Origin of the sequence: Pseudomonas alcaligenes (assembly GCF_041729615.1) — a bacterium.
Lineage (GTDB): Bacteria > Pseudomonadota > Gammaproteobacteria > Pseudomonadales > Pseudomonadaceae > Aquipseudomonas > Aquipseudomonas alcaligenes_B.
On record NZ_CP154874.1, the window covers coordinates 1842285 to 1866485 of the forward strand.

A 24201-nucleotide genomic window follows, 5' to 3' on the forward strand; every position below is an offset into this window, starting at 1 on the left:
TTACGGAAACCATGTCAGCGGAGCATGCCGCCGCCATAGCCCTTCAGGTTGGCTTTCTTCATCAGGGATTCGTACTGGTGCGAAACGAGGTGCGATTGTACTTGCGACATAAAGTCCATCACAACCACGACCACGATCAGCAACGAGGTCCCGCCAAGGTAGAACGGAACGTTGGCTGCCACCTGCAGGAACTGCGGGAGGAGGCAAACGGCCGTCATGTAAAGAGCACCGAACATGGTCAAGCGGGTCAGCACGCCATCGATATAGCGCGCGGATTGCTCGCCCGGACGGATGCCCGGAATAAAGGCACCGGACTTCTTCAGGTTTTCCGCTACGTCTTTCGGGTTGAACATCAGCGCCGTGTAGAAGAAGCAGAAGAAGATGATCCCTGCACTAAACAGCAGAATGTTCAACGGCTGTCCGGGAGCGATCGCCTGCGAAATATCCTGCAGCCAGCCCAGACCTTCGGACTGACCAAACCAGGTACCCAGCGAAGCCGGGAACAGCAGCAGGCTGCTGGCGAAGATGGCCGGGATCACGCCCGCCATGTTCACCTTCAGCGGCAGGTGGCTGGTCTGCGCAGCGAAAACCTTGCGGCCCTGCTGACGCTTGGCGTAGTGCACCGCAATGCGACGCTGACCACGCTCGATGAACACCACGAAACCGATGATCGCTACCGCCAGCAGACCGATGGCAATCAGGGCGAAGATGTTGATATCGCCCTGGCGTGCAGACTCGAAAGACTGCCCGATTGCCGACGGCAGACCGGCCACGATGCCAGCAAAGATCAGCATCGAAATACCGTTGCCGACACCCCGCTCGGTGATCTGCTCGCCCAGCCACATCATGAACATGGCGCCGGCCACGAAGGTCGTCACCGCCACGAAGTGGAAGCCGAAATCAGCCGAGAAAGCCACGCCCTGACCCGCCAGACCAACGGACATGCCGATTGCCTGAATCACGGCCAGCACCAGGGTGCCGTAGCGGGTGTACTGGCTGATCTTGCGACGGCCAGCTTCCCCTTCCTTCTTCAACTGCTCCAGCTGCGGGCTGACAGCGGTCATCAGCTGCATGATGATCGAGGCCGAGATGTACGGCATGATCCCCAGTGCAAAGATGCTCATCCGCTCCAGCGCGCCGCCGGAAAACATGTTGAACAGGCTAAGAATGGTCCCCTCGTTCTGCCGAAACAGGTCGGCCAGCCGGTCAGGGTTGATTCCGGGCACCGGAATGTGCGCACCGATCCGATAGACGATGATCGCCAGGAACAGGAAACGCAGTCGAGCCCAGAGCTCGGACAACCCGCCATTGCTGAGCGCGGAGAGAGCACCTTGCTTAGCCATTTAGTCCTCGAACTTACCGCCAGCTGCTTCGATAGCCGCGCGCGCACCCTTGGTGGCGGCGATACCTTTCAGGGTGACCGCACGAGTAACCTCGCCGGACAGCATGACTTTCACACGCTGTACGTTCTGGTTGATCACGTTGGCATCCTTCAGCGACTGCAGGGTTACGACGTCGCCTTCCACCTTGGCCAGCTCGGAAGTGCGCACTTCAGCGCGATCCATGGCCTTCAGGGAAACGAAGCCGAACTTCGGCAGACGGCGGTGCAGCGGCTGCTGACCACCCTCGAAGCCCGGGGCGATGGAGCCACCGGTACGGGAGGTCTGACCCTTGTGGCCACGGCCACCGGTCTTGCCCAGACCGCTACCGATACCACGGCCCGGACGGTGCTTTTCGCGACGGGCACCCGGCGCGGAACGCAGATCGTTCAGTTGCATGATTAACCCTCCACCTTCAGCAGGTAGTAAGCCTTGTTGATCATGCCGCGGTTTTCAGGAGTGTCCTGAACTTCGACGGTGTGACCGATGCGACGCAGGCCCAGGCCCTTGACGCAAGCTTTGTGGTTGGCCAGACGGCCATTGGTGCTCTTGACCAGAGTGACTTTGACGGTAGCCATGATCAGAGAATCTCCTCGACGCTCTTACCACGCTTGGCAGCCACGGATTCCGGCGACTGCATGGCTTTCAGACCCTTGAAGGTGGCGTACACCACGTTCACCGGGTTGGTAGAGCCGTAGCACTTGGCCAGAACGTTCTGCACGCCAGCCACTTCCAGCACGGCACGCATGGCGCCGCCGGCGATGATGCCGGTACCTTCGGAAGCCGGCTGCATGAAGACGCGGGAAGCGCCATGCACGGACTTCATCGGGTATTGTAGGGTGGTGCCGTTCAGGTCGACCTGGATCATGTTGCGACGCGCAGCTTCCATCGCCTTCTGGATGGCGGCCGGCACTTCGCGGGACTTGCCGCGACCGAAACCGACGCGGCCCTTACCATCACCCACCACGGTCAACGCGGTGAAGGTGAAGATACGGCCACCCTTAACGGTCTTGGCAACGCGGTTAACCTGGACCAGCTTCTCGATGTAGCCTTCGCCCTGGGCGTCGTCACCGCGATTGTCGCGATCGCGCTTTTGCTCGTGATTTGCCATAACTTAGAACTCCAGCCCGCCTTCACGAGCAGCATCAGCCAGCGCTTTCACGCGGCCGTGGTACTTGAAGCCAGAACGGTCGAACGCTACCTGGGTAACGCCAGCGGCTTTCGCGCGCTCGGCAACCAGCAGGCCGACTTTCTTGGCCGCGTCGACGTTGCCGGTGGCACCGTCACGCAGTTCTTTGTCCAGGGTCGAGGCGCTGGCCAGAACCTTGGCGCCGTCGGCCGAAATGACCTGGGCGTAGATGTGCTGGGAAGAGCGGTACACGCAAAGGCGTACGGTTTCCAGCTCGCGCATTTTCAGGCGTGCCTTGCGAGCGCGACGCAGACGAGTTTCTTTCTTTACGCTCATTTGCTATGCCCTACTTCTTCTTAGCTTCTTTGCGACGTACGACTTCATCGGCGTAACGCACACCCTTGCCCTTGTACGGCTCAGGACGACGGAAGTCGCGGATCTCCGCAGCCACCTGACCGACCAGCTGCTTGTCGATGCCCTTGATCAGGATATCGGTCTGGCTGGGGGTTTCGGCGGTAATGCCCTGCGGCAGTTCGTAGTCGATCGGATGGGAGAAGCCCAGCGCGAGATTCAGCACCTGGCCTTTGGCCTGGGCCTTGTAGCCCACACCGACCAGCTGCAGCTTGCGCTCGAAGCCTTGGCTCACGCCAATGACCATGTTGTTGACCAGTGCACGGGTGGTACCGGCCATGGCCTTGTTCTGCAGATCGCCATTGCGGGCGGCAAAACGCAGCTCACCGGAGTCCTGGATGACTTCCACGGACGGGTGCACATTCAGCTCCAGGGTGCCCTTGGCGCCCTTGACCGAGAGCTGCTGGCCAGCGAGTTTGACCTCGACGCCTGCCGGCAGCTTGACGGGGTTCTTAGCAACGCGAGACATGCTTATCCCCCCTTAGAACACGGTGCAGAGCACTTCACCGCCGACACCGGCAGCGCGTGCAGCGCGATCAGTCATCACACCTTTGTTGGTGGAGACGATGGAAACGCCCAGACCGCCGCGAACTTTCGGCAGCTGGTCGACAGGCTTGTACTGGCGCAGGCCAGGACGGCTGACGCGCTTGACTTCCTCGATGACCGGACGGCCTTCGAAGTACTTCAGCTCGATGGACAGCTGCGGCTTGGCGTCGCTGCTGACCTGGTATCCCGCGATGTAGCCTTCGTCCTTGAGAACTTTGGCTACTGCCACCTTCAGCTTGGAAGACGGCATGCTTACTACCGACTTTTCAGCCATCTGGGCATTACGGATACGAGTTAGCATGTCCGCTAACGGGTCCTGCATACTCATGGGCTAGATGCTCCTGATACAAAAAGAACAGCCTTGCGGCTGGAACCATCCTCGAGCCCAGAAATGCCAGGCTCAGGAGAGCCGGACATTATAGAGATCGATCAAAAATGAATCAAGCCCCAAAGGGGCTTGATCGTTAAAAACAAAGCCGGCGCTAGGCCGGCTTCGCTTTTCTTACCAGCTGGCTTTCACCAGACCCGGTACATCACCGCGCATCGCAGCTTCGCGCAGCTTGTTACGGCCGAGGCCGAACTTGCGGTACACGCCGTGCGGACGGCCGGTGATGCGGCAACGGTTACGCAGGCGGCTGGCGCTGGCGTCACGCGGTTGCTTTTGCAGGGCGATCTGGGCTTCCCAACGCTGCTCCGGAGTGGAGTTCGGGTTGGCGATCACAGCTTTGAGCTCAGCGCGCTTCTTAGCGAACTTAGCAACCGTCAGCTGACGCTTCAGCTCGCGGTTCTTCATGCTCTTCTTGGCCATGTCCTACTCCAATCAGTTGCGGAACGGGAAGTTGAAGGCGCGCAGCAGGGCGCGACCTTCATCGTCCGTACGGGCGGTGGTGGTCAGGGTGATGTCCAGGCCGCGCAGAGCATCGATCTTGTCGTAATCGATTTCCGGGAAGATGATCTGCTCTTTCACGCCCATGCTGTAGTTGCCACGACCATCGAAGGACTTGGCATTCAGGCCGCGGAAGTCACGCACGCGCGGCAGGGAGATGGAGAGCAGGCGATCCAGGAATTCGTACATGCGATCGCGACGCAGGGTCACCTTGACACCGATCGGCCAACCTTCACGAACCTTGAAGCCGGCAATGGACTTGCGGGCGAAGGTCACGACGGGCTTTTGACCGGTGATCTTTTCCAGGTCGGCAACAGCGTTTTCGATGATCTTCTTGTCACCGATCGCTTCGCCAAGACCCATGTTCAGGGTGATTTTGGTAACGCGCGGAACTTCCATCACGTTGGCCAGCTGCAGTTCTTCCTTCAGCTTGGGCGCGATTTCTTTCCGGTAAATCTCTTTCAGTCGTGCCATGGTGTTTTACCTATGATTCTCAAGCGCCAACCGGCTTTTGGGTGGACTTGAAGACACGAATTTTCTTGCCGTCTTCGACCTTGAAACCAACGCGGTCAGCCTTGTTGGTTTCGCTGTTGAAGATGGCGACGTTGGAAACGTGCAGGGGCGCCTCTTTCTCGACGATACCGCCCTGAACACCGATCATCGGGTTCGGCTTGGTATGACGCTTGACGAGGTTGATGCCGCCGACGATCAGACGATCGTCAGCCAGCACTTTCAGCACCTTGCCGCGCTTGCCCTTGTCTTTGCCGGCGATGACGATGATCTCGTCGTCACGACGAATCTTTTGCATGACGGCTTCTCCTTACAGCACTTCGGGGGCGAGCGAGACGATCTTCATGAACTTCTCGGAACGCAGTTCACGAGTCACCGGCCCGAAGATACGGGTGCCGATCGGCTCTTGCTTGTTGTTCAGCAGAACAGCGGCGTTGCCGTCGAAGCGGATGATCGAGCCGTCGGCACGACGTACGCCGTGACGGGTGCGGACCACGACAGCGGTCATCACCTGGCCTTTCTTCACCTTGCCGCGCGGAATCGCTTCCTTCACGGTGACCTTGATGATGTCGCCGATACCGGCATAACGACGGTGCGAACCACCCAAGACCTTGATGCACATAACGCGACGAGCACCGCTGTTGTCAGCGACGTCGAGCATGGATTGAGTCTGAATCATATCTTTCTCCGACCCTTAGTCCTTAGACTTCCACGGCACGTTCGACGATTTCCACCAGCGCCCAGGACTTGGTCTTGGCCAGCGGACGGGTCTCACGGATGGTGACCTTGTCGCCGATCTTGCACTGGTTGTTCTCGTCGTGAGCGTGCAGCTTGGTCGAACGCTTCACGTATTTACCGTAGATCGGGTGCTTGACGCGGCGCTCGATCAGGACGGTGATGGTCTTGTCCATTTTGTCGCTGACGACACGGCCAGTCAGCGTACGGACGATTTTCTCTGCTTCAGCCATGATCACTTACCTGCCTGCTGGTTGAGCACAGTTTTCACGCGAGCGATGTCGCGCTTCACTTGCGAGAGCAGGTGAGACTGCCCCAACTGACCAGTCGCCTTCTGCATGCGCAGATTGAACTGGTCGCGCAGCAGGCCGAGCAGTTGCTCGTTCAGCTGCTGAACCGATTTTTCACGGAGTTCTTTCGCTTTCATCACATCACCGTCCGCTTAACAAAGGAGGTGGCGAGGGGCAGCTTTGCAGCAGCCAGGGCGAAAGCCTCACGCGCCAGCTCTTCCGGAACACCTTCGATCTCGTACAGCACCTTGCCCGGCTGGATCTGGGCTACCCAGTACTCCACGCCACCCTTACCTTTACCCATACGAACTTCGAGGGGCTTTTTGGTAACCGGCTTGTCCGGGAACACGCGGATCCAGATCTTGCCGCCACGCTTCACGTGACGGGTCAGGGCGCGACGGGCTGCCTCGATCTGACGGGCAGTCAGGCGACCACGGGAAACAGCTTTCAGGGCGAATTCGCCGAAGCTGACCTTGCTACCGCGATGAGCCAGACCACGGTTGTGGCCGGTCATCTGCTTGCGGAATTTTGTACGCTTGGGTTGCAGCATTTTGCGTACTCCTTACTTAGCAGCTTTTTTACGAGGAGCGGGCGCTTGCGGCTTCAGCTCTTCAGTGCGGCCACCAATGACCTCACCCTTGAAGATCCAAACCTTCACACCGATCACACCGTAGGTGGTGTGCGCTTCGTAGGTGGCGTAGTCGATGTCGGCACGCAGGGTGTGCAGGGGCACACGACCTTCGCGATACCACTCGGTACGGGCGATTTCCGCGCCGCCGAGACGACCGCTCACCTGGATCTTGATGCCCTTGGCACCAATGCGCATGGCGTTCTGCACGGCGCGCTTCATGGCGCGACGGAACATGACGCGGCGCTCCAGCTGCTGAGCAACGCTCTGAGCTACCAGCATACCGTCGAGCTCCGGCTTGCGGATCTCTTCGATGTTGATGTGCACCGGCACACCCATTTGCTTGGTCAGGTCCTGACGCAGCTTCTCAACATCTTCACCTTTCTTGCCGATCACGATGCCGGGACGAGCGGTGTGGATGGTGATGCGTGCGGTTTGAGCCGGGCGAGCGATGTCGATGCGGCTTACGGACGCGCTTTTTAGTTTGTCCTGGAGGTACTCACGAACCTGAAGGTCGGCCAGCAGATAATCAGCGTATTGACGCTTGTCTGCGTACCAGACGGAGGTGTGCTCCTTGACGATTCCCAGGCGGATGCCAACGGGATGTACTTTCTGACCCATCTGATCGACTCCGTTACTTGTCCGCAACCTTGACAGTGATATGGCAAGACCGCTTGACGATGCGATCAGCACGGCCTTTGGCACGCGGCATGATGCGCTTAAGCGAACGCCCCTCGTTGACGAAAACGGTGCTGACCTTCAGGTCATCAACGTCTGCGCCTTCGTTGTGCTCGGCGTTGGCAACGGCCGACTCCAGCACTTTCTTCATGATCTCGGCGGCTTTCTTCGAGCTGAAAGCCAGCAGGTTGAGCGCTTCGCCCACCTTCTTCCCGCGGATCTGGTCGGCGACCAAGCGGGCTTTCTGGGCGGAGATTCGAGCGCCCGACAGCTTAGCGGCTACTTCCATCTTTCCTTACCCCTTAACGCTTGGCTTTCTTGTCCGCAGCGTGCCCACGATAGGTGCGGGTACCAGCGAACTCGCCGAGTTTGTGGCCGACCATGTCTTCGTTCACGAGGACCGGGACATGCTGACGACCGTTATGCACAGCGATGGTCAGACCGACCATCTGCGGCAGAATGATGGAGCGACGCGACCAGGTTTTAACCGGCTTGCGATCGTTCTTTTCCACCGCCACTTCGATCTTCTTCAGTAGGTGAAGATCGATAAAAGGACCTTTTTTCAGAGAACGCGGCACTGTCGTATCCCTCTAATTACTTACGGCGGCGAACGATCATGTTGTCGGTACGCTTGTTCGCACGGGTCTTCGCACCCTTGGTCGGGAAGCCCCACGGCGAAACCGGGTGACGACCACCAGAAGTACGACCCTCACCACCACCATGCGGGTGGTCGACCGGGTTCATGGCAACACCACGAACGGTCGGGCGAACGCCACGCCAACGCTTGGCACCGGCTTTACCCAGGGAACGCAGGCTGTGCTCGGAGTTGGACACTTCACCCAGGGTTGCACGGCACTCGGAGAGAACCTTGCGCATCTCGCCGGAGCGCAGACGCAGGGTGACGTAGGCACCTTCACGAGCTACCAGCTGGGCGGAAGCACCAGCGGAGCGAACCAGCTGAGCGCCTTTACCCGGCTTCAGCTCGATCGCGTGAACGGTCGAACCAACGGGGATGTTGCGCAGCGGCAGGCTGTTACCGGCCTTGATCGGAGCAGCGGCACCGGATACCAGTTGGTCGCCAGCGCTCACGCCTTTCGGCGCGATGATGTAGCGACGCTCACCGTCGGCGTATTTCAGCAGAGCGATGTGGGCGGTACGGTTCGGATCGTATTCCACGCGCTCAACGACGGCAGGAATGCCATCCTTGTTGCGGCGGAAATCGACCAGACGGTAGTGCTGCTTGTGGCCACCGCCGATGTGGCGAGTGGTGATACGACCGTTGTTGTTACGGCCGCCAGTTTTCGACTTCTTCTCGAGCAGCGGAGCATAAGGAGCGCCTTTGTGCAGCTCCTGATTGACCACTTTGACCACGAAACGGCGGCCAGCGGAAGTCGGTTTGCATTTAACGATTGCCATGATGCGCCCCTACCTTACTCAGCACTGCTGGTGAAATCGAGATCTTGGCCAGCCTGGAGGGAGACATACGCCTTCTTCCAGTCGTTGCGCTTGCCCAGACCGCGAGCGGTACGCTTGGTCTTGCCCTGTACATTGACAGTGCGGACCTCGTCCACTTTCACGCTGAACAGGCTTTCGACGGCCTTCTTGATTTCCAGCTTGGTTGCATCAACGGCAACCTTGAAAACGAATTGGCTCTTGCCATCTGCCAGCACGGAGGCCTTCTCGGAGATGTGCGGGCCAACCAGCACTTTGAATACGCGTTCCTGGTTCATGCCAGCAGCTCCTCGAATTTCTTCACGGCCGACACGGTTACCAGCACTTTGTCGAAGGCGATCAGGCTGACCGGATCGGTGCCTTGAACGTCGCGAACATCAACGTGCGGCAGGTTGCGCGCAGCCAGGTACAGATTCTGGTCGACGGCCTCGGTGACGATCAGCACGTCGTTCAGACCCATGCCGTTCAGCTTGCCCAGCAGAGCCTTGGTCTTCGGAGCTTCGACGGCGAAGTCTTCAACCACGACCAGGCGATCCAGACGTACCAGCTCGGAGAGGATGGAGCGCAGAGCAGCGCGGTACATCTTCTTGTTCAGCTTCTGGCTGTGATCCTGCGGCTTGGCCGCGAAGGTCACGCCACCGCCACGCCAGATCGGGCCAACGCTGGAGCCGGAACGAGCACGACCAGTGCCCTTTTGACGCCACGGCTTCTTGCCACCACCGGTGACTTCAGCGCGGGTCTTCTGAGCACGGGAGCCCTGACGACCGCCAGCCATGTAGGCGACGACAGCCTGGTGCACCAGAGTCTCGTTGAACTCGCCGCCGAAAGTGCGCTCGCTGACTTCGATAGCCTGAGCGCCATTTACATTCAGTTGCATCTCAGTTCCCCTATTAACCGCGAGCTTTGACAGCCGGACGCACCAGCACGTCGCCACCGGTAGCGCCCGGAACGGCACCCTTGACCAGCAGCAGGTTACGCTCGGCGTCGACACGGACCACTTCCAGGGACTGTACGGTCACGCGCTCGGCGCCAAGATGACCGGACATTTTCTTGCCCTTGAATACACGACCAGGAGTCTGGCACTGGCCGATGGAGCCCGGAGCGCGGTGGGAAACGGAGTTACCGTGGGTATTGTCCTGACCGCGGAAGTTCCAGCGCTTGATGGTACCGGCATAGCCTTTACCCTTGGACTCGCCGGTAACGTCTACCAGCTGGCCAGCTTGGAACAGTTCGGCAGTGATCTGATCGCCAGCCTGGTACTCGCCTTCTTCCAGGCGGAATTCCCAGACGCCACGACCAGCAGCGACATTAGCTTTGGCGAAGTGACCGGCCTGAGCCTTGGTAACGCGGGAAGCACGACGCTCGCCCACGGTTACCTGCACAGCGCGGTAGCCATCGCTTTCTTCGGATTTGAACTGGGTGACGCGATTCGGCTCGATCTCGATGACCGTGACCGGAATGGAGACACCTTCTTCGGTGAAAATGCGGGTCATGCCGCACTTACGACCGACTACACCAATAGTCATGTTGTAAACCTCATGAGTGTACGGGGCTTTCACCCGCTATGGCCGCCCATTTCAGAGCGTTACACGACTAAAACCGCCAGGTTTTAGCCGAGGCTGATCTGCACTTCCACGCCTGCCGCAAGGTCGAGCTTCATCAGCGCGTCGACGGTTTTATCCGTCGGCTGGACGATGTCCAGCACACGCTTGTGGGTACGAATTTCGTACTGATCACGCGCGTCTTTGTTGACGTGCGGAGAGATCAGAACGGTGTACCGCTCTTTGCGAGTAGGCAGAGGAATAGGACCACGCACCTGAGCACCAGTACGTTTCGCGGTTTCCACGATTTCCTGGGTGGATTGATCGATCAGGCGATGGTCAAAAGCCTTCAACCGAATACGGATTTGTTGGTTCTGCATTTTGACCTCAGACTCTATCTCTGCTTTCCCCAACGGACGGACTACGCCCGTTAAAAGGAGGCGTGATTGTACGGATGCCCCCGGGGGGTGTCAACTTTTAACCAATCAAAAGAAAAGGGCCCCGAAGGGCCCCTTTCTCCAGCAGTCGTCGATTACTCGATGACCTTGGCAACCACGCCGGCGCCAACGGTACGGCCGCCTTCGCGAATCGCGAAACGCAGGCCGTCGTCCATAGCGATCGGCTTGATCAGGGTAACAACCATCTTGATGTTGTCGCCCGGCATTACCATCTCAACGCCTTCCGGCAGTTCGCACGAACCGGTCACGTCGGTGGTACGGAAGTAGAACTGCGGACGGTAGCCCTTGAAGAACGGGGTGTGACGACCGCCTTCTTCTTTGGACAGCACGTACACTTCGGCTTCGAACTTGGTGTGCGGCTTGATGGTGCCCGGCTTGGCCAGAACCTGGCCACGCTCGACTTCATCACGCTTGGTGCCGCGCAGCAGCACGCCGCAGTTCTCGCCGGCACGACCTTCGTCGAGCAGCTTGCGGAACATTTCCACGCCGGTGCAGGTGGTCTTGGTGGTCGGACGCAGACCGACGATCTCGATCTCTTCCTGAACCTTGACGATACCGCGCTCGACACGACCGGTAACCACGGTGCCGCGACCGGAGATCGAGAACACGTCTTCGATCGGCATCAGGAACGGCATATCGATGGCACGAACCGGCTCCGGAATGTAGGAGTCCAGGGTCTCGACCAGCTTCTTGACAGCGGTGGTACCCATCTCGTTGTCGTCCTGGCCGTTCAGAGCCATCAGAGCGGAACCGATGACGATCGGGGTGTCATCACCCGGGAAGTCATAGGTGCTCAGCAGGTCGCGAACTTCCATCTCGACCAGTTCCAGCAGCTCGGCGTCGTCAACCATGTCGGCCTTGTTCAGGAACACGACGATGTAGGGAACACCTACCTGACGGGACAGCAGGATGTGCTCGCGGGTCTGCGGCATGGGGCCGTCGGCAGCCGAACACACCAGGATCGCGCCGTCCATCTGGGCAGCACCGGTGATCATGTTCTTCACGTAGTCGGCGTGGCCCGGGCAGTCAACGTGCGCGTAGTGACGCACGGCCGAGTCGTACTCAACGTGAGCGGTGTTGATGGTGATACCACGAGCCTTCTCTTCCGGAGCCGAGTCGATCTTGTCGAACTCGACCTTGGCCGAACCGAACACTTCGGAGCAGACGCGAGTCAGAGCAGCGGTCAGAGTGGTTTTACCGTGGTCAACGTGACCGATGGTGCCAACGTTGACGTGCGGTTTGTTACGTTCGAATTTTTCCTTAGCCACGACAGTAAACCTCTTACTTAAAGGGCGGGATTAGCCTTGTTTTTTAACCAGCGCTTCGACGATGTTCGACGGAGCTTCGGCGTACTTGGAGAATTCCATGGAGTAGCTGGCACGACCCTGAGACATGGAACGAACGTCGGTCGCATAACCGAACATCTCGCCCAGCGGAACTTCGGCACGGATTACCTTACCGGAAACCGAATCTTCCATACCCAGAATCAGACCACGACGACGGTTCAGGTCACCCATCACGTCACCCATGTAGTCCTCGGGGGTCACCACTTCGACCTTCATGATCGGCTCAAGCACCTTACCGCCACCCTTCTGGGCCAGCTGCTTGGTCGCCATGGAGGCCGCGATCTTGAACGCCATCTCGTTGGAGTCGACGTCGTGGTACGAGCCATCGAACACGGTTGCCTTCAGGCCGATGAGCGGGTAGCCGGCGACAACGCCGTTCTTCATCTGCTCTTCGATACCCTTCTGGATCGCCGGGATGTATTCCTTCGGAACCACACCGCCCACGACTTCGTTGGCGAACACCAGACCTTCGGTGATGTTGCCCTTGTCGTCGACATCGGCGGACGAGAAGCGGATCCAGCAGTGACCGAACTGACCACGACCACCGGACTGACGAACGAACTTGCCTTCGATCTCGACATTGTCCTTGGAGATGGTTTCGCGGTAGGCCACCTGCGGCTTGCCGATGTTGGCCTCAACGCCGAACTCGCGCTTCATGCGGTCGACGATGATGTCCAGGTGCAGCTCACCCATACCACCGATGATGGTCTGGCCGGACTCTTCGTCGGTCTTGACGCGGAACGACGGGTCTTCCTGGGCCAGCTTGCCCAGTGCAATACCCATCTTCTCCTGGTCAGCCTTGGTCTTCGGCTCGACGGCTACGTGGATAACCGGCTCCGGGAAGTCCATGCGCTCGAGAACGATCGGCTTTTCCGGATCGCACAGGGTGTCACCGGTGGTGACGTCCTTCATGCCGATCAGGGCGGCGATGTCGCCCGCGCGCACTTCCTTGATCTCGTCACGCTGGTTGGCGTGCATCTGCACCATACGACCAACGCGCTCTTTCTTGCCTTTCACGGAGTTGATGACCGACTGGCCAGACTCCAGAACGCCCGAGTAGACGCGAACGAAGGTCAGGGTACCGACGAAGGGGTCGGTCGCGATCTTGAACGCCAGCGCGGAGAACGGCGCATTGTCGTCGGCATGACGCTCGTCTTTCGGAGCTTCGTCGCCGTCGTCGATGTGATCCGGATGGATACCCTGGATCGCCGGGATCTCGGTCGGGGCCGGCAGGAAGTCGATCACCGCGTCGAGAACCAGGGGCACGCCCTTGTTCTTGAACGAGGAGCCGCAGACGGCCGGAACGATTTCGCAGGCAATGGTGCGCTGACGCAGACCGGCCTTGATCTCCTCGATGGACAGGTCACCCTCTTCGAGGTACTTGTTCATCAGCTCCTCGTTGGCTTCGGCCGCAGCCTCGACCATGTTGGAGCGCCACTCGTTGGCCAGGTCGACCAGCTCGGCCGGAATCTCTTCCTCGCGGTAGCTGGTGCCTTTGTCGTCTTCGTTCCAGTAGATGGCCTTCATCTTCAGCAGGTCGACTTGACCCTGGAAGTCATCCTCGGCACCGATGGCCAGCTGAACCGGAACCGGGGTGTGACCCAGACGGTTCTTGATCTGACCGACGACGCGCAGGAAGTTGGCGCCGGCGCGGTCCATCTTGTTCACGTAGACGATACGCGGAACGCCGTACTTGTTGGCCTGACGCCATACGGTTTCGGACTGCGGCTCAACGCCGGAGGTGCCGCAGAACACCACGACAGCACCGTCCAGTACGCGCAGGGAGCGCTCGACTTCGATGGTGAAGTCTACGTGGCCGGGGGTGTCGATGACGTTTACACGGTACTTGTCGTACTGACCGCGCGAACCTTCCCAGAAGGTGGTGATCGCCGCGGAAGTGATGGTGATACCGCGCTCCTGCTCCTGCACCATCCAGTCGGTGGTAGCAGCGCCGTCGTGCACCTCACCCATCTTGTGGCTGAGACCTGTGTAGAACAGGATCCGCTCGGTCGTGGTGGTCTTGCCCGCGTCAACGTGGGCGCAGATACCGATGTTCCGGTAGCGGTTAATTGGTGTGGTACGAGCCATAAAGCCCTCGCAAAAGAATGGATGCCGTGATTAGAAGCGGTAGTGCGAGAACGCTTTGTTGGCTTCGGCCATGCGGTGCACGTCTTCACGCTTCTTGACGGCGGCGCCTTTGCCTTCGAAGGCGTCCAGCAGCTCACCAGCCAGGCGCAGAGCCATGGACTTCTCACCACGCTTGCGCGCACTTTCCACCAGCCAGCGCATGGCCAGCGCATTACGGCGGGACGGACGAACTTCGACCGGAACCTGGTAGGTAGCACCGCCTACACGGCGGGACTTGACTTCGACCAGCGGAGCGATGGCGTCGAGAGCTTTCTCGAAGACTTCCAGGGGGTCGGTGTTCTTGCGGGTCTTGACGGTATCCAGAGCACCATAAACGATGCGCTCGGCAACGGCCTTCTTGCCGCTTTCCATCACGTGGTTCATGAATTTGGCGAGAATCAGGCTTCCGTATTTCGGATCGTCCAGAATCTCACGCTTAGCTGCTACACGACGTCTTGGCATGATAAGCCCTCAAACGGTCTTCAGGTTAGCCCGGGACCATAACCAGTTGATTACGCCCGACCTTACTCTTATCGACTCAATAAAAAGAAAAAGGGTGCACCGAATTACTTCGGACGCTTGGTACCGTACTTGGAACGACCCTGCTTACGGTCTTTGACACCGGTGGTGTCCAGCGAGCCGCGCACGGTGTGGTAACGCACACCCGGGAGGTCTTTTACACGACCGCCGCGGATCAGCACTACGCTGTGCTCCTGCAGGTTGTGACCTTCACCGCCGATGTAGGAGGTGACTTCGAAACCGTTGGTCAGACGAACACGGCACACTTTACGCAGTGCGGAGTTCGGTTTCTTCGGCGTGGTGGTGTACACGCGAGTGCACACGCCACGACGCTGCGGGCAGTTCTGCAGCGCAGGCACGTCGCTCTTCTCGACGAGACGCTTGCGCGGCTGGCGTACCAGCTGGTTGATAGTTGCCATCTATAAGCTCCACTGTTGTCTTTCGACGCTATTGCCCTAAAGCAAAATGGCAGAGCCAAGCGCCCTGCCAAATTTAGGGGTGCATGAGTCTAAAGAGACTCACCGCCCCAGTCAAGACGAAGCCCCGGACGATCGCTCGACCGGGGCTTGCCTTATCAGCTGCCGCTGGAGTTCAGCGCCTCGGTCAGCGCCGCTTCCACTTCGCTGGCGCTCACGCGCTGCGGCTTGTCGGCGTCACGCTTGCGCTTGCGCTCGCTGTGGTAGGCCAGACCGGTACCGGCCGGGATCAGACGACCCACCACGACGTTCTCCTTCAGGCCGCGCAGGTAGTCGCGCTTGCCGGTCACGGCCGCTTCGGTCAGCACGCGGGTGGTTTCCTGGAAGGAAGCCGCGGAGATGAACGACTCGGTGGACAGCGAGGCCTTGGTGATACCCAGCAGGACGCGCTCGAACTTGGCGATAAACTTGTCTTCGCTCGCCAGCTGCTCGTTCTCCTCCAACACCTGGGTCAGCTCCATCTGGTCGCCCTTGATGAAGCTGGAGTCGCCGGACTCGGTGATCTCGACCTTGCGCAGCATCTGACGCAGGATGGTCTCGATGTGCTTGTCGTTGATCTTCACGCCCTGCAGGCGGTACACGTCCTGAATCTCGTTGACGATGTACTTGGCCAGCGCGCTGACACCCAGCAGGCGCAGGATGTCGTGCGGGTTGCTCGGGCCGTCGGAGATCACTTCGCCCTTGTTGACCTGCTCACCCTCGAACACGTTCAGGTGGCGCCACTTCGGAATCAGCTCCTCGTACGGATCGCTGCCATCGGTCGGAGTGATGACCAGACGGCGCTTGCCCTTGGTCTCCTTGCCGAAGCTAATGGTGCCGCTGATTTCCGCCAGGATCGACGGCTCCTTCGGACGACGAGCTTCGAACAGGTCGGCCACGCGCGGCAGACCACCGGTGATGTCGCGGGTCTTCGAGGTTTCCTGCGGGATACGCGCGATGACGTCACCGACACCGATCTGCGCACCGTCGGCCACACCGACCAGGGCGTTGGCCGGCAGGAAGTACTGGGCAGGAACGTCGGTACCCGGCAGCAGCAGTTCCTTGCCATTGGCGTCGACCATCTTGATCGCCGGACGGATGTCCTTGCCAGCAGCCGGACGATCCTTCGGATCGAGGACTTCGATGTTGGTCAGACCGGTCAGTTCGTCGGTCTGGCGCTTGATGGTGATGCCCTCCTCCATGCCGACGAAGGTCACGGTACCCTTCATTTCGGTCACGATCGGGTGGGTGTGCGGGTCCCACTTGGCGACGATGGCGCCAGCTTCGACCTTGTCGCCCTCCTTCACCGAGATCACGGCGCCGTACGGCAGCTTGTAGCGCTCGCGCTCGCGACCGAACTCGTCGGCCACGGCCAGCTCGCCGGAACGCGACACGGCCACCAGGTTGCCGTCGGCGCGCTCGACGTGCTTCAGGTTGTGCAGGCGGATCGCGCCACCGTTCTTCACCTGGACGTTGTCGGCAGCCGAGGTACGCGAAGCCGCACCACCGATGTGGAAGGTACGCATGGTCAGCTGGGTACCCGGCTCACCGATGGACTGGGCGGCGATGACGCCGACCGCTTCACCGATGTTGACCTGGTGACCACGGGCCAGATCGCGACCGTAGCACTTGGCACAGATGCCGTAGCGGGTTTCGCAGGTGATCGGCGAACGCACGACCACTTCGTCGATGCTGTTGCGCTCGATGAACTCGACCCACTTCTCGTCGACCAGGGTGCCGGCCGGGACGATGATCTCGTCGCTGCCCGGCTTCGGCACGTCCTTGGCGATCACGCGGCCGAGGACGCGCTCACCGAGCGGCTCGACCACGTCGCCGCCTTCGATGTGCGGAGTCATCAGCAGACCGTGTTCGGTGCCGCAGTCGACTTCGGTCACCACCAGGTCCTGGGCCACGTCGACCAGACGACGGGTCAGGTAACCGGAGTTCGCGGTCTTCAGTGCGGTATCCGCCAGACCTTTACGCGCACCGTGAGTGGAGATGAAGTACTGCAGTACGTTCAGGCCTTCACGGAAGTTCGCGGTGATCGGGGTCTCGATGATGGAGCCGTCCGGCTTGGCCATCAGGCCACGCATACCGGCCAGCTGACGGATCTGGGCGGCGCTACCACGCGCACCGGAGTCCGCCATCATGTACATGGAGTTGAAGGACTCCTGCTCGACTTCCTTGCCCTCGCGGTCGATGACCTTCTCTTTCGAGAGGTTGGCCATCATCGCCTTGGACACTTCGTCGTTGGCCTTGGACCAGAGGTCGATCACCTTGTTGTACTTCTCGCCCTGGGTTACCAGGCCGGAGGCGTACTGCGATTCGATTTCCTTCACTTCCTCGGTGGCGGCGTCGATGATACGCGCCTTCTCGTCCGGGATGACGAAGTCGTTCACGCCGATCGACACACCGGAGATGGTCGAGTAGGCGAAACCGGTGTACATCAGCTGGTCGGCGAAGATCACGGTGTCCTTCAGACCCACGGTGCGGTAGCACTGGTTGATCAGCTTGGAGATCGCCTTCTTCTTCATCGACTGGTTGACCACGTCATAGGACAGGCCGGCCGGGACGATCTGGAACAGCAGGGCACGGCCGACGGTGGTGTCGACGATGCGGGTGTTCTTGACCAGGCTGCCGTCCTTCTGCTTGACGGTCTCGTTGATGCGCACCTTGACCTTGGCGTGCAGCGAGGCCTCGCCGGCGCGGAACACACGGTCGACTTCCTGCAGGTCGGCGAACACGCGACCTTCGCCCTTGGCGTTAACGGCTTCACGGGTCATGTAGTACAGACCCAGAACCACGTCCTGCGACGGCACGATGATCGGCTCGCCGTTGGCGGGCGACAGCACGTTGTTGGTCGACATCATCAGCGCGCGGGCTTCCAGCTGGGCCTCGAGGGTCAGCGGGACGTGCACGGCCATCTGGTCACCGTCGAAGTCGGCGTTGTACGCGGCGCAGACCAGCGGGTGCAGCTGGATGGCTTTACCTTCGATCAGTACCGGTTCGAACGCCTGGATGCCCAGACGGTGCAGGGTCGGTGCGCGGTTGAGCAGCACGGGATGTTCGCGGATGACTTCGGCGAGAACGTCCCAGACCTCGGGCAGTTCGCGCTCGACCATCTTCTTGGCCGCCTTGATGGTGGTGGCCATGCCGCGGGCTTCGAGCTTGCCGAAAATGAACGGCTTGAACAGCTCGAGGGCCATCTTCTTCGGCAGACCGCACTGGTGCAGACGCAGGGTCGGGCCCACGGTGATCACGGAACGACCGGAGTAGTCCACGCGCTTACCGAGCAGGTTCTGACGGAAGCGACCTTGCTTACCTTTGATCATGTCGGCCAGCGACTTCAGCGGACGCTTGTTCGAGCCGGTGATGGCGCGACCGCGACGGCCGTTGTCCAGCAGGGCGTCGACCGCTTCCTGCAGCATGCGCTTTTCGTTGCGCACGATGATGTCCGGCGCAGCCAGGTCGAGCAGGCGCTTCAGGCGGTTGTTACGGTTGATCACGCGACGGTACAGATCGTTCAGATCGGAAGTCGCGAAGCGGCCGCCATCCAGAGGAACCAGCGGACGCAGGTCCGGCGGCAGTACCGGCAGAACGGTCAGGACCATCCACTCCGGGTGGTTGCCGGAGTCCTTGAAGGCTTCCATCAGCTTCAGGCGCTTGGACAGCTTCTTGATCTTGGTCTCGGAGTTGGTCTGCGGGATTTCCTCGCGCAGGCGGCCGATCTCGTGATCCAGGTCGATGGCATTGAGCAGCTCGCGCACGGCCTCGGCGCCCATGCGCGCGTCGAAGTCGTCACCGAACTCTTCGAGGGCTTCGAAGTACTGCTCGTCGTTCAGCAGCTGGCCCTTCTCCAGGGTGGTCATGCCCGGGTCGATCACCACGTAGCTCTCGAAATAGAGCACGCGCTCGATGTCACGCAGGGTCATGTCCAGCAGCAGGCCGATACGGGACGGCAGCGACTTCAGGAACCAGATGTGGGCGACCGGCGAGGCCAGTTCGATGTGCGCCATGCGCTCACGACGGACCTTGGCCAGGGCCACTTCCACGCCGCACTTCTCGCAGATCACGCCGCGGTGCTTGAGGCGCTTGTACTTACCGCACAGGCACTCGTAGTCCTTCACCGGGCCGAAGATCTTGGCGCAGAACAGGCCATCGCGCTCCGGCTTGAAGGTACGGTAGTTGATGGTCTCCGGCTTCTTCACTTCACCGAAGGACCAGGAGCGGATCATCTCGGGCGAGGCCAGGCCAATACGGATGGCATCGAACTCTTCGATTTGACCCTGGTTTTTCAACAGATTCAGCAAGTCTTTCAAGGCCTTTCCTCCTCACAGACTTGCTGCGGCCGGCGATGCGGCCGCAGCAAGGCGTGTTATTCGGTTTCCAGTTCGATGTCGATACCGAGCGAGCGGATCTCTTTGATCAGCACGTTGAAGGACTCGGGCATGCCGGCCTCCATGCGGTGATCGCCGTCCACGATGTTCTTGTACATCTTGGTCCGGCCGTTCACGTCGTCCGACTTCACGGTCAGCATTTCCTGCAGGGTGTAGGCGGCGCCGTAGGCTTCCAGCGCCCAGACCTCCATCTCACCGAAGCGCTGACCACCGAACTGCGCCTTACCACCCAGCGGCTGCTGGGTAACCAGGCTGTAGGAACCGGTGGAACGGGCGTGCATCTTGTCGTCGACCAGGTGGTTCAGCTTGAGCATGTACATGTAGCCGACGGTGGTCGGACGCTCGAACTGGTTACCGGTACGACCGTCGAACAGGCGCATCTGGCCGCTTTCCGGCAGATCGGCCAGCTTCAGCATGGCCTTGATCTCGGTTTCCTTGGCACCGTCGAACACGGCGGTAGCCATCGGCACGCCGCCTTTCAGGTTCTTCGCCAGCTCGAGAATCTCGGCGTCGGAGAACTCGTCGAGGTTTTCCTGACGGCCACCGATCTCGTTGTAGATCTCGTTGAGGAACTTGCGCAGCTCGGCGATCTTGCGCTGCTCTTCGAGCATGCGGTTGATCTTCTCGCCCAGGCCCTTGGCCGCCAGGCCCAGGTGGGTTTCGAGGATCTGCCCGACGTTCATACGCGAAGGTACGCCCAGCGGGTTCAGGACGATGTCGACCGGAGTACCGTTGGCGTCGTGCGGCATGTCTTCGACCGGCATGATCACCGAGACCACACCCTTGTTACCGTGACGGCCGGCCATCTTGTCGCCCGGCTGGATGCGGCGCTTGATGGCCAGGTAGACCTTGACGATCTTCAGTACGCCCGGCGCCAGGTCGTCGCCCTGCTGCAGCTTGCGCTTCTTGTCTTCGAACTTGTCGTCGAGCATCTGGCGACGGTCGCTGATATAGGCCTGGGCCTTTTCCAGCTGCTCGTTGAGAGCGTCGTCGGCCATGCGCAGTTTGAACCACTGGCCGCGCTCCAGACCGTCCAGGTACTCGTCGGTGATCACGGCACCCTTCTTCAGGCCGGCGCCGCCTTCAGCCTTGGCACCGACCAGGGCGGAACGCAGACGCTCGAAGGTGGCGCCTTCGACGATGCGGAACTCCTCGTTGAGGTCCTTGCGGATCTCGTCGAGCTGCTGCTTCTCGATGGCCAGGGCGCGGCTGTCGCGCTCCACGCCGTCACGGGTGAACACCTGCACGTCGATGACGGTGCCCTTGGTGCCGGTCGGCACGCGCAGGGAGGTGTCCTTCACGTCGGACGCCTTCTCACCGAAGATCGCACGCAGCAGCTTCTCTTCCGGAGTCAGCTGGGTCTCGCCCTTCGGGGTGACCTTGCCGACCAGGATGTCGCCGGCCATGACTTCGGCGCCGACGTAGACGATACCGGCCTCGTCCAGCTTGTTCAGCGCGGCCTCACCGACGTTCGGGATGTCCGCGGTGATTTCCTCTGGGCCGAGCTTGGTGTCACGCGCCACACAGGTCAGTTCCTGGATGTGGATGGTGGTGAAGCGGTCTTCCTGGACCACGCGCTCGGACAGGCAGATGGAGTCTTCGAAGTTGAAGCCGTTCCACGGCATGAACGCCACGCGCATGTTCTGGCCCAGCGCCAGTTCACCCATGTCGGTGGACGGGCCGTCGGCCATGATGTCACCGCGCGAAACCACGTCACCCTTGCTCACCAGCGGACGCTGGTTGATGCAGGTGTTCTGGTTGGAGCGGGTGTACTTGGTCAGGTTGTAGATGTCGACGCCGGCTTCGCCAGTTTCGACTTCGTCATCGGCCACACGCACCACGATACGGCTGGCGTCGACCGAGTCGATCACGCCGCCACGACGGGCCACGACGCAGACGCCGGAGTCACGGGCGACGTTGCGCTCCATGCCGGTACCGACCAGGGGCTTGTCGGCACGCAGGGTCGGCACGGCCTGACGCTGCATGTTCGAACCCATGAGTGCACGGTTGGCGTCGTCGTGCTCGAGGAACGGAATCAGCGAGGCAGCGACGGAGACGACCTGCTTCGGCGACACGTCCATCAGGGTCACGTCTTCCGGCGCCTTGACGGTGAACTCGTTGAGGTGACGTACGTTCACCAGCTCGTCGACCAGCTGGCCCTTGGCGTTCATGGTCGCCGAAGCCTGGGCGATCACGTGATCGGCCTCTTCGATGGCGGACAGGAACACGATCTCGTCGGTGACCTGGGTGTCCTTCACCACGCGGTACGGGCTTTCCAGGAAGCCGTACTGGTTGGTGCGGGCATAGGCGGCCAGCGAGTTGATCAGGCCGATGTTCGGACCTTCAGGGGTCTCGATCGGGCACACGCGACCGTAGTGGGTCGGGTGTACGTCGCGGACTTCGAAGCCGGCGCGCTCGCGGGTCAGACCGCCTGGGCCGAGTGCGGAGACGCGGCGCTTGTGGGTGATCTCGGAGAGCGGGTTGTTCTGGTCCATGAACTGCGAGAGCTGGCTGGAACCGAAGAACTCCTTCACCGCCGCCGCAACCGGCTTGGCGTTGATCAGGTCCTGCGGCATCAGGCCTTCGCTCTCGGCCATCGACAGACGCTCTTTGACGGCACGCTCGACGCGGACCAGACCGACGCGGAACTGGTTCTCGGCCATCTCGCCGACGCAACGTACGCGACGGTTACCCAGGTGGTCGATGTCGTCGACGATGCCCTTGCCGTTACGGATGTCGACCAGGGTCTTCAGCACGTCGACGATGTCCTCTTTGGACAGCACGCCGGAGCCTTCGATCTCGGTACGACCGATACGACGGTTGAACTTCATGCGGCCGACGGCGGACAGGTCGTAACGCTCGGCGCTGAAGAACAGGTTGTTGAACAGGGTCTCGGCGGCATCCTTGGTCGGCGGCTCGCCCGGACGCATCATGCGGTAGATCTCGACCAGGGCTTCCAGCTGGTTGCCGGTGGAATCGATCTTCAGGGTGTCGGAGATGAACGGACCGCAGTCGATGTCGTTGGTGTACAGGGTCTCGATGCGGACCACCTGGGCCTTGACGATCTTGGCCAGCAGGTCGACGGTCAGCTCGGTGTTGCACTCGGCAACGATCTCGCCGGTGGCCGGATGGACGATGGCCTTGGCGGTGGTGCGACCCAGCACGTAGTCGAGCGGAACTTCCAGCTCCTTGATGCCGGCCTTGTCGATCTGGTTGATGTGGCGCGCGGTGATACGGCGGCCCTGCTCAACGATGACCTTGCCTTTCTCGTCCTTGATGTCGAACGCGGCGATCTCGCCACGCAGACGCGACGGCACCAGTTCCAGGCTGAGGTTCTCGCCCTTCACGTGGAACACGTTGGTGGCATAGAAGGTGTCCAGCACTTCCTCGGTGCTGTAGCCCAGGGCGCGCAGCAGGACGGAGGCCGGCAGCTTGCGGCGACGGTCGATACGGACGAACACGCAGTCTTTCGGGTCGAACTCGAAGTCCAGCCAGGAGCCGCGGTAGGGGATGATGCGCGCGGAGTAAAGCAGCTTGCCGGAGCTGTGGGTCTTGCCACGGTCGTGGTCGAAGAACACACCCGGGGAGCGGTGCAGCTGGGAAACGATCACACGCTCGGTACCGTTGATGATGAAGGTACCGTTCTCGGTCATGAGCGGAATTTCGCCCATGTACACTTCTTGCTCTTTGATGTCCTTGATCGCCTTGTTCGACGATTCTTTGTCGAAAATGATCAGACGGACTTTAACGCGCAGCGGCACGGCGAAGGTCACGCCACGCAGCACGCACTCTTTGACGTCGAACGCGGGCTCGCCCAGGCGGTAGCCGACGTACTCCAGAGCGGCGTTGCCGGAGTAGCTGATGATCGGGAATACGGACTTGAAGGCCGCATGCAGGCCAACGTCGCGGAACTGCTCCTTGCTCACTCCTTGCTGCAGGAATTCGCGATACGAATCCAGCTGGATGGCCAGGAGATAAGGCACATCCATCACGTCCGGCAACTTGCTAAAGTCCTTGCGGATACGTTTTTTCTCAGTGTATGAGTAAGCCATCAGCGTTCCCCAGCTTGGTCACCTGCTTGTTTGGTCGCTGCCGACGGCAACAACCAGAAAATCGTGCAAACCCCTCGGTTTGCGCCGCCCTCGGGCGGGGTTTTCACGCCATGGGCAGCGGCTTTTCGGCCAGCTGCCCATAACGGAAAAAGGCCGGTGGCATTTGCCACCAGCCATCAGCCTTTCGCTCAAAGCTCGGGCTGTAGACGCAAGGTCGTCGCTTACTTGAGCTCGACTTTGGCGCCAGCTTCTTCCAGCTTCTTCTTGGCGTCTTCGGCAGCTTCCTTGGTCAGGCCTTCGGCAACGACCTGAGGAGCGGTGTCGACTTTCTCTTTGGCTTCTTTCAGACCCAGACCGGTCAGTTCGCGAACGACCTTGATCACGTTCACTTTCTTGTCGCCGGCTTCGGCCAGAACGACGTTGAACTCGGTCTGCTCTTCAGCAGCGGCAGCAGCAACAGCCGGGCCAGCGGCAACGGCGGCAGCGGCGGTTACGCCGAACTTCTCTTCCATCGCCTTGATCAGTTCAACGATCTGCATGACGGACATTTCGGATACGGCGTTGATGATGTCTTCGTTGGTCAGAGCCATGACTCTAATTCCTGTATTGGGGTGACAGCCTTCGCGGCCATCGAATTAAACAAATTAACGGGAAAGGGACGT

At 60.4% G+C, this 24201-nt stretch carries 29 protein-coding genes; all 29 read right to left on the reverse strand.

Features of this window, described 5'->3' with window-relative positions:
- Positions 1 to 14: 14 nt before the first annotated feature.
- The 29 genes from secY to rplL all read right to left on the reverse strand — a co-directional run bounded on the left by secY (position 15) and on the right by rplL (position 24129).
- On the reverse strand, positions 15 to 1343 hold the full coding sequence (secY, locus tag AAG092_RS08965) for a preprotein translocase subunit SecY (RefSeq protein ID WP_110683348.1): 1329 nt from the start codon (positions 1341 to 1343) through the stop codon (positions 15 to 17).
- Entirely contained in the window at positions 1344 to 1778 is a 435-nt protein-coding gene (rplO, locus tag AAG092_RS08970) for a 50S ribosomal protein L15 (protein WP_110683347.1), read from the reverse strand.
- Between the two features lie 2 nt (positions 1779 to 1780).
- Entirely contained in the window at positions 1781 to 1957 is a 177-nt protein-coding gene (rpmD, locus tag AAG092_RS08975; protein ID WP_110683346.1) for a 50S ribosomal protein L30, read from the reverse strand.
- Between the two features lie 2 nt (positions 1958 to 1959).
- Complete coding sequence (rpsE, locus tag AAG092_RS08980; RefSeq protein ID WP_110683345.1) at positions 1960 to 2490, reverse strand: 30S ribosomal protein S5; 531 nt, start codon at positions 2488 to 2490, stop codon at positions 1960 to 1962.
- A gap of 3 nt (positions 2491 to 2493) precedes the next feature.
- Complete coding sequence (gene rplR / locus AAG092_RS08985; RefSeq protein WP_110683344.1) at positions 2494 to 2844, reverse strand: 50S ribosomal protein L18; 351 nt, start codon at positions 2842 to 2844, stop codon at positions 2494 to 2496.
- Positions 2845 to 2854: 10 nt separating this feature from the next.
- Positions 2855 to 3388, reverse strand: coding sequence for a 50S ribosomal protein L6 (gene rplF / locus AAG092_RS08990; protein ID WP_110683343.1), 534 nt, complete (start codon positions 3386 to 3388; stop codon positions 2855 to 2857).
- Positions 3389 to 3400: 12 nt separating this feature from the next.
- Positions 3401 to 3793, reverse strand: coding sequence for a 30S ribosomal protein S8 (gene rpsH / locus AAG092_RS08995; RefSeq protein WP_110683342.1), 393 nt, complete (start codon positions 3791 to 3793; stop codon positions 3401 to 3403).
- A gap of 174 nt (positions 3794 to 3967) precedes the next feature.
- Positions 3968 to 4273, reverse strand: coding sequence for a 30S ribosomal protein S14 (rpsN, locus tag AAG092_RS09000; RefSeq protein ID WP_021702699.1), 306 nt, complete (start codon positions 4271 to 4273; stop codon positions 3968 to 3970).
- Between the two features lie 12 nt (positions 4274 to 4285).
- A complete protein-coding gene (rplE, locus tag AAG092_RS09005) occupies positions 4286 to 4825 on the reverse strand; it encodes a 50S ribosomal protein L5 (RefSeq protein ID WP_110683341.1) in 540 nt (179 codons plus the stop codon).
- A gap of 19 nt (positions 4826 to 4844) precedes the next feature.
- Positions 4845 to 5159: a 50S ribosomal protein L24 gene (gene rplX / locus AAG092_RS09010; RefSeq protein ID WP_110683340.1), complete on the reverse strand. Its 315-nt coding sequence runs from the start codon at positions 5157 to 5159 to the stop codon at positions 4845 to 4847.
- Between the two features lie 12 nt (positions 5160 to 5171).
- The gene (rplN, locus tag AAG092_RS09015; RefSeq protein WP_003243907.1) at positions 5172 to 5540 is read right to left on the reverse strand and encodes a 50S ribosomal protein L14; all 369 of its coding nucleotides are present in this window, start codon (positions 5538 to 5540) and stop codon (positions 5172 to 5174) included.
- A gap of 22 nt (positions 5541 to 5562) precedes the next feature.
- Positions 5563 to 5829, reverse strand: coding sequence for a 30S ribosomal protein S17 (gene rpsQ / locus AAG092_RS09020; protein WP_110683339.1), 267 nt, complete (start codon positions 5827 to 5829; stop codon positions 5563 to 5565).
- A gap of 2 nt (positions 5830 to 5831) precedes the next feature.
- Positions 5832 to 6023 (reverse strand): 50S ribosomal protein L29, encoded by a 192-nt coding sequence (gene rpmC, locus AAG092_RS09025; protein ID WP_021702703.1) that lies wholly within the window; start codon positions 6021 to 6023, stop codon positions 5832 to 5834.
- Positions 6023 to 6436, reverse strand: coding sequence for a 50S ribosomal protein L16 (gene rplP, locus AAG092_RS09030; RefSeq protein WP_110683337.1), 414 nt, complete (start codon positions 6434 to 6436; stop codon positions 6023 to 6025). Before rplP ends, rpmC begins: the two co-directional genes overlap by 1 nt.
- A gap of 12 nt (positions 6437 to 6448) precedes the next feature.
- Positions 6449 to 7135 (reverse strand): 30S ribosomal protein S3, encoded by a 687-nt coding sequence (rpsC, locus tag AAG092_RS09035; RefSeq protein WP_110683336.1) that lies wholly within the window; start codon positions 7133 to 7135, stop codon positions 6449 to 6451.
- Positions 7136 to 7148: 13 nt separating this feature from the next.
- On the reverse strand, positions 7149 to 7481 hold the full coding sequence (gene rplV, locus AAG092_RS09040; RefSeq protein ID WP_003103908.1) for a 50S ribosomal protein L22: 333 nt from the start codon (positions 7479 to 7481) through the stop codon (positions 7149 to 7151).
- 13 nt (positions 7482 to 7494) lie between these two features.
- Entirely contained in the window at positions 7495 to 7770 is a 276-nt protein-coding gene (gene rpsS / locus AAG092_RS09045; RefSeq protein WP_003448728.1) for a 30S ribosomal protein S19, read from the reverse strand.
- 16 nt (positions 7771 to 7786) lie between these two features.
- Positions 7787 to 8608, reverse strand: coding sequence for a 50S ribosomal protein L2 (gene rplB / locus AAG092_RS09050; protein WP_043310307.1), 822 nt, complete (start codon positions 8606 to 8608; stop codon positions 7787 to 7789).
- Positions 8609 to 8622: 14 nt separating this feature from the next.
- Positions 8623 to 8922: a 50S ribosomal protein L23 gene (rplW, locus tag AAG092_RS09055; RefSeq protein ID WP_021702707.1), complete on the reverse strand. Its 300-nt coding sequence runs from the start codon at positions 8920 to 8922 to the stop codon at positions 8623 to 8625.
- A complete protein-coding gene (gene rplD, locus AAG092_RS09060) occupies positions 8919 to 9521 on the reverse strand; it encodes a 50S ribosomal protein L4 (protein WP_110683335.1) in 603 nt (200 codons plus the stop codon). The genes rplW and rplD overlap by 4 nt, the downstream gene beginning before the upstream one ends.
- Before the next feature lie 13 nt (positions 9522 to 9534).
- Entirely contained in the window at positions 9535 to 10170 is a 636-nt protein-coding gene (gene rplC, locus AAG092_RS09065) for a 50S ribosomal protein L3 (RefSeq protein ID WP_076580073.1), read from the reverse strand.
- An 83-nt stretch (positions 10171 to 10253) separates the two neighbouring features.
- Positions 10254 to 10565, reverse strand: a complete 312-nt coding sequence (rpsJ, locus tag AAG092_RS09070; protein ID WP_003243886.1) for a 30S ribosomal protein S10 — start codon at positions 10563 to 10565, stop codon at positions 10254 to 10256.
- A gap of 152 nt (positions 10566 to 10717) precedes the next feature.
- The gene (gene tuf, locus AAG092_RS09075) at positions 10718 to 11911 is read right to left on the reverse strand and encodes an elongation factor Tu (protein WP_110683324.1); all 1194 of its coding nucleotides are present in this window, start codon (positions 11909 to 11911) and stop codon (positions 10718 to 10720) included.
- A 30-nt stretch (positions 11912 to 11941) separates the two neighbouring features.
- Positions 11942 to 14077: an elongation factor G gene (gene fusA, locus AAG092_RS09080; RefSeq protein WP_110683334.1), complete on the reverse strand. Its 2136-nt coding sequence runs from the start codon at positions 14075 to 14077 to the stop codon at positions 11942 to 11944.
- Positions 14078 to 14107: 30 nt separating this feature from the next.
- Positions 14108 to 14578, reverse strand: a complete 471-nt coding sequence (rpsG, locus tag AAG092_RS09085; RefSeq protein WP_110683333.1) for a 30S ribosomal protein S7 — start codon at positions 14576 to 14578, stop codon at positions 14108 to 14110.
- Positions 14579 to 14682: 104 nt separating this feature from the next.
- Positions 14683 to 15054 carry a 30S ribosomal protein S12 gene (gene rpsL / locus AAG092_RS09090; protein ID WP_110683332.1) on the reverse strand — a complete coding sequence of 124 codons (372 nt, stop codon included), beginning with the start codon at positions 15052 to 15054 and terminating at the stop codon, positions 14683 to 14685.
- A gap of 155 nt (positions 15055 to 15209) precedes the next feature.
- Positions 15210 to 19409, reverse strand: a complete 4200-nt coding sequence (gene rpoC, locus AAG092_RS09095) for a DNA-directed RNA polymerase subunit beta' (protein ID WP_110683331.1) — start codon at positions 19407 to 19409, stop codon at positions 15210 to 15212.
- 56 nt (positions 19410 to 19465) lie between these two features.
- Entirely contained in the window at positions 19466 to 23539 is a 4074-nt protein-coding gene (rpoB, locus tag AAG092_RS09100; protein WP_110683330.1) for a DNA-directed RNA polymerase subunit beta, read from the reverse strand.
- 221 nt (positions 23540 to 23760) lie between these two features.
- Entirely contained in the window at positions 23761 to 24129 is a 369-nt protein-coding gene (rplL, locus tag AAG092_RS09105) for a 50S ribosomal protein L7/L12 (RefSeq protein ID WP_110683329.1), read from the reverse strand.
- Positions 24130 to 24201: the final 72 nt, after the last annotated feature.